Origin of the sequence: Bradyrhizobium sp. ORS 375 (genome assembly GCF_000239775.1) — a bacterium.
Lineage (GTDB): Bacteria > Pseudomonadota > Alphaproteobacteria > Rhizobiales > Xanthobacteraceae > Bradyrhizobium.
In genome coordinates, this window is the sequence record NZ_CAFI01000395.1 from 1 (window position 1) to 1,743 (window position 1,743).

Annotated in this window: 2 protein-coding genes; both read right to left on the bottom strand. The window is 68.0% G+C overall.

Features of this window, described 5'->3' with window-relative positions; genetic code table 11:
• Positions 1-4 precede the first annotated feature (4 nt).
• Positions 5-595, bottom strand: a complete 591-nt coding sequence (locus BRAO375_RS26560; RefSeq protein ID WP_009030526.1) for a DUF4337 domain-containing protein — start codon at positions 593-595, stop codon at positions 5-7.
• Between the two features lie 81 nt (positions 596-676).
• Positions 677-1,660, bottom strand: coding sequence for a tyrosine recombinase XerC (locus tag BRAO375_RS26565; protein WP_009030527.1), 984 nt, complete (start codon positions 1,658-1,660; stop codon positions 677-679).
• Positions 1,661-1,743 lie beyond the last annotated feature (83 nt).

Consider the following 1,743-nt stretch of genomic DNA (forward strand, 5'->3'; position numbering starts at 1 on the left):
TAGACTAGTGCAGATGCAGCAGATGCGGCTGGAACAGCCCGAGCAGCGTCATCGCAATGCCGACCAGCGCCAGCGCTCCGGAGGCCCAGGCCAGCACCAGCATACCCGTGATGATCGTCGCCGACGCCAGCACGATGCCGATCTGGAAGGCGGCCGAGGCAAGCTCGTAGTGGTGATATTTCGCCGTGGCGAGGTCGCGCTCCTCCTCGGCATGCTTGGCGCGGGCGGCGAGCTGTTCGCTGCCTTCGCCGGTCTCCGGCTCCGAGCGGTAGCGCGCGGCGTTCTTCTGCCAGTCATCGATCTGCTTCTGCAAGCTTGCCTTGGCGGTCTCGTCAGGCAGCGCCGGGAGGTTCAGCTTGCCCTGCTCGGCCGCGGTCTGCACCACCGTGCGGCGCACCGTCTTGGCCTGGAAGAACGCCCAGAGATTGGACGCCTCGACATTCTTGCTGATCGATTCGGTCTGCGCGCCCTTGCCGAGCGTCTCCGACAGCGCCAGGAACAGCGCGATCACCGAGATCAGCAGCGCGATTTTCTTGTTCGAGCCCGATGCGTGCTCGGCGTGCTCCGCATGCTCCATGCTTTCATGTGCGCCCATCTGTTCCCCTCCGGATCAAGCGACGGAACGATTGCCGGAACGGCGGAGGCGGCGCAAGGGAAACGATGTGACGAAACCGTGTCACCGCCGCGGATGCGCCGACGCGTACACCTGCAGCAGTCGTTCGGAATCGATGCCGGTATAGACCTGCGTGGTCGACAGCGAGGCGTGGCCGAGCAGCTCCTGGATGGCGCGCAGGTCGCCGCCGCGTGACAACAGGTGCGTCGCGAAGGAATGGCGTAGCGCGTGCGGCGTGGCGCTGTCGGGCAGGCCGAGCGCACCCCGCAGCCGCTCCATCGCCAACTGGATGATGCGTGGGCTCAGCGGACCGCCCTTGGCCCCGAGAAACATCGGTCCATCGGCGGCCAGCGGGTAGGGGCACAGCCGGGCGTATTCGTCGATCAGCGCCAGCACGTTCTGCAGCACCGGCACCATCCGGGTCTTGTTGCCCTTGCCGGTGACGATCAGCACGTCGCCTTCGCCGGGACGCGGCACCTCGCGGCGCTTCAGGCCGAGCGCCTCGGAGATGCGCAGGCCGGAGCCGTACAGCAGCGCCATCACGGCGGCGTCGCGCGCCAGCACCCAGGTCTCCCGCGTTTCCCCGGCGCGCTCGTCGGCATCGGCGAGGCGCTTGGCGGCATCCATCGGCAGCGGCTTCGGCAGGCTCTTGGCGATCTTTGGCGCGCGCACGCCGGAGAGGGCGCCGACCTTGCCCTGGCCCTCGCGCTCCAGGAAACGGCCGAACGAACGCAGGCCGGCCAAGGTCCGCATCAGCGAGCGCCCGGCGATGTCGTCGGCGCGGCGCATCGCCAGGAAGGCTCTGACGTCGGCGGCCTCCAGCCCGGCGAAGCGCGCCAAGGTGACGGGCTCGCCCCAATAGGTGCAGAGGAATTGGAGGCATTGCCTGAGGTCGCGCGCGTAGGCCTCGACCGTCTTCGGCGACAGCCGCCGCTCGCTGCGCAAATGCGCCAGCCACTGCATCATCGCCTGGACGACACCCTCATCAGCGCCGATGAGGTCGGGGAGTTCGGGCTCCTTTTCAGGCACTGTTGTCGTCTTTGCCATGGCTTCCGTGCCCGCGATTGGATCGGCGTCCGATGGAGCGAAATCTCGCGCAGCAGGTTCGGTCTGCGCCTCTCCCCGCGCGC

Coding starts and splice junctions, on each gene's coding strand:
- BRAO375_RS26560 (WP_009030526.1), bottom strand. CDS start 595: ATGGGCGCACATGAAAGCATGGAGCATGCGGAGCACGCCGAGCACGCA.
- BRAO375_RS26565 (WP_009030527.1), bottom strand. CDS start 1,660: ATGGCAAAGACGACAACAGTGCCTGAAAAGGAGCCCGAACTCCCCGAC.